We start from the raw sequence: 12,860 nt of genomic DNA, 5'->3' as shown, positions 1-12,860 counted from the left end.
TGTCACGCACAAGGGCGGAACGTCCGGAATCGCGCAAAAGCGGGGCCTGGGCCATCAAACAAGGGTGATTTACGGTTAATTCAAGCAGCGCAGCGGATTGCGGGATTGGACGCCTCGCCGTCCCCGCTCGCCAAGAGACCTGAGCAGGGCCGGCCTGCTCGTCCGACGCTTCAGAGTTCGCGCAGTACCGGCGCAGCTTTCTGCCCGAGAACGCGCCAGGTGCCGGCAAGTCCAATGCCGACGGTCACGACGAGCGCGACCGCGACCGTGGCGACGGCAACATCGGGCAGAAAGCTCGACGGCAGGGTCATGATGCGGCTGACGATGAACCAGGCCGAGACGCTGCCGGCAAGCAATGCGAAGAGGGCGGTGGCCAGGCCGAGGATCACATATTCGTAGCTGAAGGCCCGGATCAGCGTGCCCCGGGTGGCGCCAAGCGTCTTCAGGACCACCGCATCATGAACGCGTGCCCGGTTGCCGGCGGCGAGCGCCCCCGCCAGCACCAGGACGGATGCGATCAGCGCGACGGCGGCGGCCGCCCGGATGGCGGTCGCCAATTGACCCAGCAATGCGTTGACGATGTCGAGCGCGTCCTTGACGCGGACGCTGGTGATCGTCGGATAGGCACTGGTGACGGCCCGAAGCGCGGCCGCCTCCTCCGCTGCTGTGGCCTCCGGATCGATGATCGTCGCGAGCCACGCGTGCGGCGCCCCTGCGAAGGTGTTGGGCGAGAAGACCATGACGAAATTGATCGACAGTGATTCCCAGTGAACCTCGCGGAAATTGGCGATGCGGGCGGTGACGTTGCGGCCGAGCACGTTCACCGTGACGGTGTCGCCGAGCTTGAGACCGAGCTCGCCGGCCTCCTCCGCCGAGAAGGAGACGAGCGGTTCGCCGCTGTAATCCGCGGGCCACCAGGCGCCCTCCGCCAGGGTCGAATTCTCCGGTGTGTTCTTCGCATAGGTAATGCCGCGGTCGCCGCGCAGTACCCATTGCCCGCCGGGCGGTACCGAGCGCCTGTTCACGTCCTCACCGTTTAGCGCGACGATGCGCCCGCGCAGCATCGGCACCTCGATGATCTTGCCTTTCGGCATGGCCTCGCCGAGAACGGAGCGGAAGCCATCGATCTCGCTGCCCTGGATATCGACGAAGAAGAAGTTGGGCGCTCTCTCCGCCATGTTGCCGGTGAGCTCGCGCCGGAGATTGCCGTCGATCAGCGCCAACGTCACCAAGAGTGCCAGGCCAAGACCGAGCGACAGTACGACCGACGGCGTCAGGGCGCCGGGGCGGTGGATATTGCCGATCGCCAGCCTCAAGGCCGGCGAGTGAACGCGCGGGCTGCGCCGTGCGAGCCATGTGATCAGTAGCGCAACTGCCCTGAGGACGACGAAGGCGAAGGCGACCGCGCCGAGGAAGATCAGCGAGATGTAGCGGTCATAGGCCGTCCAGACGGCGAGCCCGGCAAGCGCCGAGAGGCAGACGAGCGCGCCCGCGAGATAGGGCCAGGCGGGAATGCCGGTCGGCTCGAAGCCCTGCTGGCGGAAAAGTGCTGTTGCGGGAACCCGGCGTGCCCGTCCGAGTGGCAGGACCGCGAAGGCAAGCGCCGTCAAAAGCCCGAACAGCGCCGCAAGGCCGAGCGCCGAAGGAAAGAGCTCGAAGTCGGTGGAGACCGGCAGCATGTCGGCGAGGAACTGGGCGGCGACGAAGGGGATCAGGGCGCCGAGCACGAGACCGACGGCAATTCCGATCAGTGCGATCATCACGATCTGCGCCAGGTACACCGTTGCCACCAGCGACGCCGGTGCCCCCAGGCACTTGAAGGTGGCGATCACGCTGCGCTTACCGTCGAGATAGGACCGCACCGCATTTCCGACACCGACGCCGCCGACGATCAGCGCCGTGAGTCCGACCAGCGTCAGGAATTGCGAGAAGCGGGTAACGTTGGCGGTCAGCGATGGTGCGGCGTTTCCGCTCGTGCGGATCGACCAGCCGGCGGACGGAAAGCGGCGCTGCGCTTCCGCACGGACGGCGACGACTTGCGAAGGGTCCTGAAGCCTTATCTTGTAGGTGTGCTCGACGAGGCTGCCCGTCTGCACAAGGCCCGACGCGGCCAGCGCATCGGCGGATATCATCAGCCGCGGTGCAAAGCCAAACCCGTCGGAAACGGCGTCTGGTTCGCGAAGAATGGTGGCATTGACGCGGATGCGCGCATTGCCGATCAGCAGCTCCGCGCCCGGGCCGACACCGAGCCGCTCGAGAAGCAGCGGTGCGGCGACGGCGCCGTAGACATCACCCTCCTTCGCCAACATGTCGGAAATCGATCCCGCGGGCTCGCTTTTCAGGGTGCCGTAGAGCGGATAGGCGCCGTCAACGGCCTTCAGTTCGACTAGCGCCTGATTCGATCCGTCGGGAAGCCGCGTCATCGAGCGCAGGCCCGCCGACACGGAAATCCGCCCGAGGCCATCGAGATAGGCGCGCTCCTCGGAGGTGGCGACGCGGTTGTCGAGTTCGAAGCGGATATCGGCGGCAAGCAGTTCCTGACCTTGCGAATCGATCGTCGCGCTGATCGAATGCGAGAGGGAATTGACGCCCGCAATGGCGGCCGTCCCAAGCGCGATGCAGGCGAGAAAAATATAGAAGCCCCGGAGCCCGCCGCGCATCTCTCGCAGTGCCAGCCGAAAGGCCAGGACCGGACGAGCTCGGTGGAGGGCCGCTGCCGCATTCATGCGGAAGCCGCTCCCTGGCGGACCGAGGCGGAGAGCGGTTGGGTTTCAGCGTCTGAGACGATTTCGCCGGAACGGACCCTTACCTGCCGGCCGCAACGCGCAGCCAGCGCCGCATCATGGGTGACGAGGACCAGCGTCATGCCGCGCTCGCGCTGCTCGGAGAAAAGCAGGTCGGCGATCTGCCGGCCGGTCTCGGCATCGAGATTGCCCGTCGGTTCGTCGGCGATCAGGAGTTTCGGCGAGGGCGCCAGCGCCCGGGCAATCGCCACGCGCTGCTGCTCGCCGCCGGAAAGCTGGCCGGGATAATGCGTCAGCCGCTCTCCGAGCCCGACCGCAACCAGTTCCTGGCGCGCAATCTCGAAGGCATTGCGGACATTGGCGAGTTCCAGCGGCACCGCGACGTTTTCAAGCGCGGTCATATTGGGGATCAGGTGGAAGGACTGGAAGACGATGCCGATATTGCGGCCGCGGAAGTCGGCCACCCTGTCCTCGTTCAGGCGATGCAGAGGCGTGCCGTCGATATGGATCTCGCCGCCGTCGAGCCGTTCCAGGCCGGCGAGCACCATCAGCAGGGTGGATTTTCCCGAGCCCGACGGACCGACGATGCCGATCGATTCGCCCGCCTCGACGGTGAGGCTCACGCCCTTCAGCACATGCACGGAGGCCGCCGCCTCGCCGAGGGTCAAATCCGCATTTTTCACCTCGATGATGTTTTTTGCCACGCGAAACGGCCCTATATGAATGGAAGATTGAATAACGAAATGGTAGCTGCCGGCATTTAGGAATGCACCTATGGCTTTAAAAGATTTGTTGTCTTTTTTCTTCGGCCTCGCAATGACAATTGCGTTATCGGCCGCTGCGCGTGCCGAGACGATCAGCCTCGTCGGCTTTGGCGACAGCCTGATGGCGGGTTATCAGCTCGCCCCGGAGGATGCATTTCCGGCGCGGCTGGAAAAGGCGCTGAAGGATAAGGGATACGACGTCGCAATCAGCAATGCGGGGGTATCGGGCGATACGACCGCCGGCGGCCTTGCCCGCATCGACTGGTCGGTGCCGGACGGGACGAAGGGCGTCATCCTCGAACTCGGCGCCAATGACGCGCTGAGGGGAGTCCCGCCGGAAGAGACGCGAGGAAACCTCGAGGCTATGGTTAAGCGGCTGAAGGAACGCGGCATCGCCGTGCTGCTCGCCGGCATGCTGGCGCCGCCGAACATGGGCGGCGATTATGCGGCGCGTTTCAACGCGATCTATCCGGAACTCGCGAAAAAATACGATCTCCCCTTCTATCCGTTCTTCCTCGATGGGGTCGTGACCGAGGCTGGCCTCAAGCTCGAGGACGGTATGCATCCGAATGGCGACGGCATCGGCGTCATGGTGGAACGCTTCCTGCCGATGGCCGAGCAGTTCATCACCGCAGTCCAGGAAGGAGAGTGATCGCGATCCACAGGTAAGGAAACGTTAACGCCTTCGCCCGTTAAATAATGGTTGCGTGTATGTCTGATGCGTGATTCGCTGAGACATCTGCAAGAGATTCGGGGAGCTCGCCATGCCGAGACTGTTCACCGCCCTCGAAATTCCGCGCAATGCAGCATTGAGCCTTTCCCTGCTGCGCGGAGGCCTTCCCGGAGCTCGTTGGATCGATGTGGAGAATTACCACATCACCCTACGCTTCATCGGCGACGTCGATTGGCGGACTGCCAACGAGGTTGTCGACAGCCTCGATCGGATCGAACGGCCGGAATTCCAGCTGCAACTGACCGGCACCGGCGCCTTCGGCTCGAAGAAGCCGCATTCGGTCTGGGCCGGCGTCAGCAACACTCCCGAAATGTTCGCGCTGCAGGCGGAAATCGAACGCATCTGCCAGCGGCTGAGCCTTGCTCCGGACCCGCGCAAGTTCACCCCGCATGTCTCGCTCGCGCGCTTGCGATCCTCACGCGTCGAGGACGTCGTCGAATACCTCTCGGGGCGCGGCAATTTCGTCACCGCGCCCTTCCCCGTTCCGCGCTTCGTTCTCATGTCCTCGCGGGATTCCGTCGGCGGCGGGCCTTACGTGACGGAAGAGGTGTTTCCGCTTCAGGAGGCGCGCTCCAGCTTCGCTAGCAGCGAAGAGCACCCGGCCTCCAGCATCTGGTAAAGCGCCTCGAAGGCGTCGTCGGCTCCATAATAAGGGTCCGGCACGTCGGCGTGCCGGCCGAGCGCGTAGTGCATGAAAAGATGCACTTTGTGCGCCGCCGCTATCGGCGCGAGCCCGCCGACAGCGCGAGCGTTGTGTCCATCCATGCCGAGGATCAGGTCGAAGCTGTCGAAATCGGCGACGCTCAACTGGCGTCCGCGCAGGCCCCGGATGTCGACGCCATGGGCGCTGGCGACTGCAATGGAGCGCCTGTCGGGTGGGGCGCCCACGTGCCAGGCACCGGTTCCGGCGGAATCGACTGAGATTGCCGCATCAAGACCTGCCCGTCTCGCGAGGTGGCGCATGATCCCTTCCGCCAAAGGCGAACGGCAGATATTGCCGAGACAAACGAAGAGGATTCTCGTGTCTTTCATGGTATCCACTGGTCATAATGCATGTCGCCGCGGCTGAAATGCAAAGGGATAGGCGAACATTCCCGGTCGCGACGTCGTTGTTAGCGCATCGGTCCGAATATCGGAACCGATTTGCGGAAAGCTCGTTGCGCGGTCTCAAAGAGTTGCAGCGACCTTTGCGCGTCTGAAAAGAACCGCGGCGCTGTAGAGCATAGGACGGTTCAAGGAGGAACAGGATGCGGCCGGAAAAACTCGATGCGGCGGCCATCGCCGAACACCTGCACAAGATGGAGGGCTGGGTTCTTGCCGAGGACGGCGCCTCGATCTGGAAGGCGTTCCGCTTCAAGACCTTTGCCGAGGCCTTCAGCTTCATGACGCAATGTGCGCTCGTGGCGGAAAAGCTCGACCATCACCCCGAGTGGTTCAACGTCTACAACAAAGTCGATGTCACGCTGTCGACGCATGACGTGGGCGGGCTGACGGAGCTTGATTTCAAACTGGCGGCGAGAATGGACAAGGCCGCCGAGGGGCGGATGCCCGATCATTTGAAATAGCGCCGGCCCTTCCCATATGATTGCGGTGCGAGCGCGACGGCTCCTGATCGAAGCGGAACGAATGCGATGGACGATATCAAGATCGGAGAAATTCTCCTGCCAGGCGAGGAATCCGAACAGGAGCGCCGGGAACGACGGGTGCGCAGCGGCTTCTGGCCGACCTTTCGCCGGGCCGTCCGCCAAATTCCGTTCAGCCGCGATGTCGTCGCCGCCTATTTCTGTGCGGTGGATCCTGAGACGCCGACGCGGACAAGGGGCATATTGCTCGCGGCCCTTGCCTATTTCGTCTTGCCGCTCGATTTCGTGCCCGACATGTTGGCCGCCGTCGGATTCTCCGACGATATCGCCGTGCTGACCGCCGCCTTCGCGGCCATCAGCGGCCAGATCAAGGAACGGCACTATCGGAAGGCCGACGAGTCCATGCGCGACCGGCCGAACGGGTGATCGTCGCTTCCGTCGGCCATTGCCGCATTTCCGCCAGCAAAGACAAACTCTTGCCCGATTCTTTGTGACATAGAGTTCCGGAACGCGGCGGCCGCGACGAGGCGGCTGACGGCGGGTGAGATTTGATACAGGGTGCCGGTCGGCCAGGCCACGTGGCAAAGCCTGCGACGGTGGTTCCCGAGGATGGGGTTGGGTCCGAGAGGGCTGTCTCCGGTCCGTTCGGGAGGGGCGAGATGCAGCGATATCGACGATCGTTGACGGTTTGGTAACCTGAATTAAGTCAAAATAAATTCAAATCGTGACTGAGCGTGGCCCGTTTAAGCCTGTTGCGGGTAGCGCGACCAAGAGAATCGGCAGGAACTCATGTTTGTAAGAAAGATCGCAACTGCAATCGCATTGGTCATGGCTGCAGCCGGCGTGGCTTCTGCGCAATCGCCGACGCGAATCCAGCAATTCAATGCCTGGGGCGCTTATTCCTACCAGTCGGGCAACGGCAAAGTTTGCTACGTTCTCTCCGTTCCGAAGGAGAAGAGCCCGACCGGCGTCGATCATGGCGACATCTTCTTCCTCGTCTCGCAGCGCCCCGGCCAGAACATCAGCTACGAGCCGCAGGCGATGATGGGGTACCCGCTGCAGGACAATTCGAAGGTCAACGTCGTCATCGACGGGCGGACTTTCGTCATGTTCACCAAGGGCAACTCCGCCTGGGTGGAAAACGCCGCCGAGGAGCCGGCACTGGTCGCCGCCATGAAATCCGGCAAGGACATGGCCGTGAGCGCCAAGTCGCGCCGCGGCACCGAAACCTCCTACTCGTACTCGCTCTCCGGCATCTCGGCTGCCTTGAAGCAGATCGAGGCGTGCAAGTAAGCGGCAAGTAAACTTTCTCATCGACGAAGGCCCGGTGGATCGCCGGGCTTTTTTGCATGGCGGCGCCGTGCCGGACTTCGCTGGCTCGCACTGGGTGAGGGACAAGCCTCCGACGCACTGCATGTCTCCTTAGATTAGCCTCGATTTGAGAGAGATGCAGTGGTTCAAAGATTTACAGCGCCCTTTTTGCACGTCGCAAAAAGACGCGCGGCGCTGTAGGGGACTACCGTCCCAGAGACGGGAGCCTCTGTTTCACTCGGAGATGATTTTCACCTTGTCGCCCGGCTTCACGGTGGAGGTGACCTGCATCGCATTGATCAGCCGGAAAAGGTCGAGCTTACGGTCCGTGCCCATCATGCGCGAGGCCAATGTGGCGATCGTATCGCTCGGCTTTACGGTCACCACACGGACACGCAGCGGCTTCAGCGACCTGATCTCGTTCTGCGCCATCCGGCGGAAGGAGTTGCGCAGCTGGTTCGCGGTGGTTTCGAGTGCGGCCGAGCCCTTCGGAACAGCCGTCAGAAAACGGTATATACGGTCTTCCATCCGGATTACCGTTACGTCGAATTCCCAGCGGTCGGCGGAGGCGTAAGCGGTCGCCGCCTCGAGGCCATTGATCGTCACCGATTTGATCGTATCGGGTTGCAAACCGGTGACCCAGCCGCTGGCGATGTAATCCGTCAGGCTGCGTCGGGCCGTATCGGCGATGCCGTCGAAGCGGACTGCGACGTCACCCGGCCCCGTTGCGAGCACGGCCTCGGCCTTGTTGTCGATCTGGAAGCCTGCCGGTACGTCGAAACGGATGCCGAGTTGCCCGTGCAGGAAGGTCTGGCCGCGCACATAGCCCTCTTGCGGGCTGTCGCCATAGAGCAGCCCGTCGATGCCGGCGAGATAGTAGTCGCGTCCCCGATCGCCGCTCGTCCCTTCCCGGCCGAAGGCGCGCGCGTGGCGGCGTGCGAGCTCGACGCGTTGCGGTGCATTGGGGTGGCTCGAGAGAAAGTCGAGGCTCTGATCGGATTCGGGGTCGACGGCGGTAAAACGGGCATAGGCGGCCATCGAGTCGAGGAAGCGGGCTGCCGCATAAGGGTCATAGCCGGCTTCGCCCAGCATGCGCACGCCGATCACGTCTGCCTGCAGTTCCTGGTTGCGCGAGAAGGCGGCAAGCCTGAGCTTGCCGCGGGCCAACGCCTGCTTGCCGGCGAGATTGGAGGAGAGCACTTCGGCGACCACGCGGCTGGCGATCACCTCGGCCTCTTCGCGCTGCTGGCGCTGGATGCCGTGATTGGCCGTGACATGTGCCATCTCGTGCGACAGCACGGCCGCCACTTCCGAGGCATCATTGGCAAGCGCCAGCAGACCGCGCGTCACGTAGAGGTAACCGCCGGGAAGCGCAAAGGCGTTGATTGCCGGGGAATTGAGGATGGTGATGCGGTAGGACTGTTGCGGGTTTTCCGAGACCGCCGTCAGTGCGCCGGTAATGCGGGCGACCAGCCGCTCCGTCTTGGGATCGCGATATTCGCCGCCGTAGCTTGCGACAATGCGCGGATGTTCGCGTGCGCCGAGCCGGGCACGCGGATCATTCTTCTGCACCTCCTCGACGATCTGCGGATTGGAGGAGGGCGCGACGGTCGGCTGGTAGGTCTGCTCGATCAGCGACTGGCAGGCGGAAAGCAGCACGGCACTGGATAATGCAACCAGAGATCGCGTCCTCTTGCCTCCGCGCCACGACGGAAACCAGTCGTTTGTGACTGTCTGACTTGCCATGCCTCAGCCCACTCTCATCCGCCAAAGTCGTCCGGGCTTTCGCCCCGACCACGGTCAGCGATGAAAAATCCCACTTTTTCAGCCGGATAGTGGTTCCCGGCATAGGGTTTCTTCAGGTTCGATCCATGCTGTATCGATTAAAGCGCCGCCTGCCTAGCCGATCCCAATAGAAATAGTTGCCCCGTGGTATCGCAGCAACGGATGCGCGAGTAACGCTTACACCCGGCCGGGTGTTCCGCGCGTCGCACAGCCCGGCGGTCAAATTGTGGCGAAGGGTGAATTAAATTCCGCCGTGTTAATTTTTCATCGTTCTGTTCCGTGGCCGAGGAACCGGTTGATCGCCGTGATGTCCCGCCGCTCCAGAAAGCGGTCGATCGGATCGTGGGCGGCAATTCGTCCCTTGTCGAGGAAAAGCACGCTGTCGGAGAAGAGCCTCACGTCATCGGGATGATGGGTGACCATCAGGATGGTGTTGCTTTCCTCGCGATGGAGATCGGCAAGCAGGTCGCGCATCTCAGCGCGCATGCCGGGATCGAGCGCAGCGAAAGGCTCGTCGAGAAGTAGAAGCGGCCGGTGCCGTACCAGGGCGCGGGCAAGCGCCACCCTCTGGCGTTCGCCGCCGGAAAGCGTCGGCGGCAATCTCTTGCCGAAGCCGGCAAGGCCGACCCGGGCGAGGGCCTCCTCGATCCTCTTGCGATCGGCAGCGCGCAGTCGGAGCGACGGGCTTATGCCGAAGCCGACATTGGTGGCGACATCGAGATGGGCGAAGAGGTTGTTTTCCTGAAAGATGACCGATACGGGTCGGGCGGCCGGCAGGTGCCCGGCCATGTCGTCGCCGAAGATGCGGACCTCGCCTTCATCCGGTTCCTCGAAGCCGGCGACGACGTTGAGGAGCGTCGACTTTCCTGAACCGGAGGCACCCGCGACGGCGACGATCTCTCCGGCCGGAACGGTGCAGCTGAACGTGAGCACCGTTGTTTCGAAACGCACTTTCACGTCCTTGAGGATAACGGCTGCGGCATTCATGTCCGCGGACCTCGCGTTCCGTCTTCTCCCGCCGTGCCGAGCACGGTGAAGATCAGGCACAGGATTCCAAGCATAAGGGCGAGCCCCGCCGCGTCGGCGGTGCGGTAGCTGCCCATGCGGCTATAGAGCAGCCAGGGCAGGGTGGCGAGATCCTGCGAGCCGAACAGCGCGATCGCACCGAGATCGCCGAGCGACAGGGCGAGCGCAAACGAAAGGGCCGTGAGGAAGGCCTTGCGCAGTGGTGGCCAATCGATCCATAGCAGGCGATGGAAGCCGCCTATGCCGAGGCTTGCGGTAAGCCGCTCGGTTCGCACCGCATGGGTGGCCATGGCCGGGGCGAGCACCCGATGCACGAAGGGCAGCGCCATCAGCGCATTGATGGCGACGACCACCAGGGGAGCGAAGCGGGCGACGTCACCGAAGGGGCGCAGCAGCAGGAACCATCCGGCGCCGAGCACGATCGGCGGAACGAGCAGAATGAACGACATGCTTGCGCCGATCGTGCCGGCAAAGAACCGCGCCGGCACGCCGTGGCGCCGCCGCGAAACGACCAGGCGCTGGGCGCGGATCATCAGGGCAACGATTGCGACGGAGATCGTGGCCGAAGGCAGGGCGATCGCCGCGCTCGTCAGCAGTGCCTGGTGGAAGGCCGGTTCGGAAAGCAGGCGGCGTAGATCCGCCTGCATGCCGGAGATCGCGATGGCGGCGAAGGGCAGGCCGACGAACATCAGCGCAAGGGCCAGCCAGATCCGATCGACAAGGCGCGCAATTCCAGCGCGGCCATCGAAGCGGCGGATCGCCTTGCCGCTGGTTTCGCCCTCCTCTGGCGGCGGCGCCACGAATTTGAGAAGGAGAAGCAGGAGGCCGGTCAGCATGACCTGGAGGCTGGAAAGCGCGATCGCGCGGGGCGGATCGAAATCGAAGCGCAGCGCCTGGTAGATCGCCACTTCGATGGTGGTTGCGGCGGGGCCGCCGCCAAGCGTCAGCACGAGCGTGAAGCTGGTGGCGCAGAGCATAAATATAAGGCCGGCAATGCCCGGCAGCAGTCCGCGGATCGCCGGCCACTCAATGAAGCGGAAGATCGCGAGCGAACCCATGCCGAGATTGGCGGACGTGCGCCAGTATTCGCCCGGTATGCGCTCGAGGCCGGCGAGCATCAGCCGCACGGCCAGCGGCATGTTGAAGAAGACATGCGCCAGCAGGATGCCAAAAAGGCCGTAGATGCTGATCGGTTCGACGATGCCGGTGGTCGTCAGGGCCCTGTTGAGAAGACCTTGACGGCCCCAGACCTCGATCAGGCCGAGCGCGGCGACGAGGGCGGGCAGCCCGAGCGGCAGCGCCATCAGACGCAGCAGCCAGATGCGGCCGGGAAAGGTGGCCTGGCGGGCAAGCGCGCGGGCAACGGGTATGGCAAAAAGGATCGACAGTCCGGTCGAGAGGCTTGCCTGCAGCAATGTGAACCGGGTGACGCGCCAGACATAGGCGTCGAAAAGGTCGCCGCCGCCACCGGCGTCGCCTCGTGCGAGCAGAGCCGCCGCGGCAAGGCCGACGAAAAGCAGAATGCCGCCGAGGCTCAAGCCTCCGGCGGCAATCGTCATCCGGTTCTCGCTGGCAAACAAGCCTCAGTTCTCGCTCATCGCCGCCAGCCACTCGTCGATCCAGGCCTTGCGGTTGTCGGCGACTTCCTGCGGCGACATCAGAAAGGTCTTTTCCGGCTGGACGAGCCTGCCGAAGGCGTCGGGCAGGGGCTCCTTGGTTTCGCCGACCGGCATCATCCAGTTGGTCGTCGGGATGATCGACTGGAATTCAGGCCCGGTCATGAAGTCGAGAAACTGCCGGGCAAGTTCCGGATCCTCCGCATTCGTCGTCATGCCGGCCACTTCGATCTGGATGTAATGGCCCTCGGCGAACGGTGCCGCCTGATAGCGTTCGGTGTCTTCGGCGACCATGTGATAGGCGGGCGAGGTGGTATAGGAAAGCACCATCGGCGCCTCGCCCTTGGTGAAGAGCCCGTAGGCTTCCGACCAGCCGGGGGTGACCGTCAGCACCCGATCCTTGAGCTTCGCCCAGGCTTCGCCCGCCTCGTCGCCATAGACCGACTTGATCCAGAGCAGCAGGCCGAGGCCGGGCGTCGAGGTGCGCGGATCCTCGATGACGATTTTCTGAGACGGATCGCCTTCGACCAGTTCCTTCAGGCTCTTCGGCGGCTCCTTCAGCACTTCCGTGTCATAGACCACGGCGAAGTGGCCGTAGTCATAGGGAATGAATACGTCGTCGGTAAAGCCGCCGGGCACCTGGAGCCCCTTGGTTTCGAGGCCGTGCGGCACGAAGAAGCCGGTGGCCTTGGCCTCCGCGATGAGGTTGGTGTCGAGGCCGAGGACGATGTCGGCCTTCGTGGCTTCGCCTTCGAGCTTCAGCCGCGTCAGCAATTCGACGCCATCGGCGACGCCCACATAGTCGACCTTGCAGCCGCAGGTCTTCTCGAAAGCCTCGGCGACCTTGGCGCCCGGACCCCATTCGCTGACGAAGCTCTCATAGGTGTAGATCGTCAGCGTCTTTTCCGCCGCAAGGGTGTTCGCGGAAGAGGCGGCGAGGACAAAGGCGGCGATCGCAAGCCGGTTGAATATCTTGCTATGGAATGAACTGGGCATGTGGGCACCTCTTCCCTGTTGTTCTTGCTGCACGGGAAAAGGGCGTCGGTCCGATCGCTTCTAATCCCTCCGCCGGTATGATCCGGATCAGGTTCCGCGGGTTGGCGCGACGCCTCTCAGCCATCGTCCGAAAGCCGGCGGATGGCACCCCGTTAGAGCAGTCCAGATTTAGCTTCCGGCGGCAGCCAAGGCAAGCGGAGTTTTGGGGGGATTTGCCGCGCAAGCCGTCTGCGCCACGAAGGATGCCGGAAGCCTCACAAGCTCAACACGTCTCGGGGAACTTTGTTCAACACGGCCGGTCA

The 12,860-nt window shown here is 63.5% G+C and carries 12 protein-coding genes and 1 riboswitch; of the genes, 5 read left to right on the top strand and 7 right to left on the bottom strand.

Going from position 1 to position 12,860, the window contains the following annotated elements; translation table 11 throughout:
- Positions 1–170: 170 nt before the first annotated feature.
- The gene (locus SJ05684_RS15605; protein WP_034852821.1) at positions 171–2,726 is read right to left on the bottom strand and encodes an ABC transporter permease; all 2,556 of its coding nucleotides are present in this window, start codon (positions 2,724–2,726) and stop codon (positions 171–173) included.
- On the bottom strand, positions 2,723–3,448 hold the full coding sequence (locus SJ05684_RS15600; protein WP_034852823.1) for an ABC transporter ATP-binding protein: 726 nt from the start codon (positions 3,446–3,448) through the stop codon (positions 2,723–2,725). The genes SJ05684_RS15605 and SJ05684_RS15600 overlap by 4 nt, the downstream gene beginning before the upstream one ends.
- Positions 3,449–3,518: 70 nt before the next feature.
- Between SJ05684_RS15600 and SJ05684_RS15595 the strand changes: the two genes are divergently transcribed.
- Complete coding sequence (locus SJ05684_RS15595; RefSeq protein ID WP_050979938.1) at positions 3,519–4,160, top strand: arylesterase; 642 nt, start codon at positions 3,519–3,521, stop codon at positions 4,158–4,160.
- 112 nt (positions 4,161–4,272) lie between these two features.
- Complete coding sequence (gene thpR / locus SJ05684_RS15590) at positions 4,273–4,860, top strand: RNA 2',3'-cyclic phosphodiesterase (protein ID WP_034852825.1); 588 nt, start codon at positions 4,273–4,275, stop codon at positions 4,858–4,860.
- Here the strand turns inward: thpR and SJ05684_RS15585 are convergent.
- Positions 4,800–5,273 (bottom strand): low molecular weight protein-tyrosine-phosphatase, encoded by a 474-nt coding sequence (locus SJ05684_RS15585; RefSeq protein ID WP_083846078.1) that lies wholly within the window; start codon positions 5,271–5,273, stop codon positions 4,800–4,802. The genes thpR and SJ05684_RS15585 overlap by 61 nt on opposite strands.
- A gap of 215 nt (positions 5,274–5,488) precedes the next feature.
- Between SJ05684_RS15585 and SJ05684_RS15580 the strand changes: the two genes are divergently transcribed.
- The 3 genes from SJ05684_RS15580 to SJ05684_RS15570 all read left to right on the top strand — a co-directional run bounded on the left by SJ05684_RS15580 (position 5,489) and on the right by SJ05684_RS15570 (position 7,117).
- Complete coding sequence (locus tag SJ05684_RS15580; protein ID WP_034852828.1) at positions 5,489–5,806, top strand: 4a-hydroxytetrahydrobiopterin dehydratase; 318 nt, start codon at positions 5,489–5,491, stop codon at positions 5,804–5,806.
- 66 nt (positions 5,807–5,872) lie between these two features.
- Complete coding sequence (locus SJ05684_RS15575) at positions 5,873–6,250, top strand: YkvA family protein (RefSeq protein ID WP_034852830.1); 378 nt, start codon at positions 5,873–5,875, stop codon at positions 6,248–6,250.
- Positions 6,251–6,613: 363 nt separating this feature from the next.
- Entirely contained in the window at positions 6,614–7,117 is a 504-nt protein-coding gene (locus SJ05684_RS15570) for an invasion associated locus B family protein (protein ID WP_034852832.1), read from the top strand.
- Positions 7,118–7,369: 252 nt separating this feature from the next.
- On the opposite strand, the gene SJ05684_RS15565 is transcribed toward SJ05684_RS15570, so the two are convergent.
- The 4 genes from SJ05684_RS15565 to thiB form a co-directional block, all read right to left on the bottom strand.
- Positions 7,370–8,881, bottom strand: a complete 1,512-nt coding sequence (locus tag SJ05684_RS15565) for a M48 family metalloprotease (protein ID WP_034852834.1) — start codon at positions 8,879–8,881, stop codon at positions 7,370–7,372.
- Between the two features lie 303 nt (positions 8,882–9,184).
- Positions 9,185–9,907: a thiamine ABC transporter ATP-binding protein gene (gene thiQ, locus SJ05684_RS15560; RefSeq protein ID WP_034852835.1), complete on the bottom strand. Its 723-nt coding sequence runs from the start codon at positions 9,905–9,907 to the stop codon at positions 9,185–9,187.
- The gene (gene thiP, locus SJ05684_RS15555; protein WP_034852837.1) at positions 9,904–11,505 is read right to left on the bottom strand and encodes a thiamine/thiamine pyrophosphate ABC transporter permease ThiP; all 1,602 of its coding nucleotides are present in this window, start codon (positions 11,503–11,505) and stop codon (positions 9,904–9,906) included. The genes thiQ and thiP overlap by 4 nt, the downstream gene beginning before the upstream one ends.
- A gap of 24 nt (positions 11,506–11,529) precedes the next feature.
- Positions 11,530–12,558 (bottom strand): thiamine ABC transporter substrate binding subunit, encoded by a 1,029-nt coding sequence (gene thiB / locus SJ05684_RS15550; protein WP_034852838.1) that lies wholly within the window; start codon positions 12,556–12,558, stop codon positions 11,530–11,532.
- Positions 12,559–12,605: 47 nt separating this feature from the next.
- Positions 12,606–12,720: riboswitch (TPP riboswitch) on the bottom strand.
- Between the last annotated feature and the right edge of the window lie 140 nt (positions 12,721–12,860).

Origin of the sequence: Sinorhizobium sojae CCBAU 05684 (assembly GCF_002288525.1) — a bacterium.
In the GTDB taxonomy this organism is placed as follows: Bacteria; Pseudomonadota; Alphaproteobacteria; order Rhizobiales; family Rhizobiaceae; genus Sinorhizobium; species Sinorhizobium sojae.
This window is presented reverse-complemented; position numbering and strand designations above follow the sequence as displayed.

Excerpts from the sequence above, each read along its gene's own strand:
- SJ05684_RS15605 (WP_034852821.1), bottom strand. The coding sequence starts at position 2,726 with ATGAATGCGGCAGCGGCCCTCCACCGAGCTCGTCCGGTCCTGGCCTTT.
- SJ05684_RS15595 (WP_050979938.1), top strand. The coding sequence starts at position 3,519 with ATGGCTTTAAAAGATTTGTTGTCTTTTTTCTTCGGCCTCGCAATGACA.
- thpR (WP_034852825.1), top strand. The coding sequence starts at position 4,273 with ATGCCGAGACTGTTCACCGCCCTCGAAATTCCGCGCAATGCAGCATTG.
- SJ05684_RS15585 (WP_083846078.1), bottom strand. The coding sequence starts at position 5,273 with ATGAAAGACACGAGAATCCTCTTCGTTTGTCTCGGCAATATCTGCCGT.
- SJ05684_RS15580 (WP_034852828.1), top strand. The coding sequence starts at position 5,489 with ATGCGGCCGGAAAAACTCGATGCGGCGGCCATCGCCGAACACCTGCAC.
- SJ05684_RS15575 (WP_034852830.1), top strand. The coding sequence starts at position 5,873 with ATGGACGATATCAAGATCGGAGAAATTCTCCTGCCAGGCGAGGAATCC.
- SJ05684_RS15570 (WP_034852832.1), top strand. The coding sequence starts at position 6,614 with ATGTTTGTAAGAAAGATCGCAACTGCAATCGCATTGGTCATGGCTGCA.
- SJ05684_RS15565 (WP_034852834.1), bottom strand. The coding sequence starts at position 8,881 with ATGGCAAGTCAGACAGTCACAAACGACTGGTTTCCGTCGTGGCGCGGA.
- thiQ (WP_034852835.1), bottom strand. The coding sequence starts at position 9,907 with ATGAATGCCGCAGCCGTTATCCTCAAGGACGTGAAAGTGCGTTTCGAA.
- thiP (WP_034852837.1), bottom strand. The coding sequence starts at position 11,505 with ATGACGATTGCCGCCGGAGGCTTGAGCCTCGGCGGCATTCTGCTTTTC.
- thiB (WP_034852838.1), bottom strand. The coding sequence starts at position 12,558 with ATGCCCAGTTCATTCCATAGCAAGATATTCAACCGGCTTGCGATCGCC.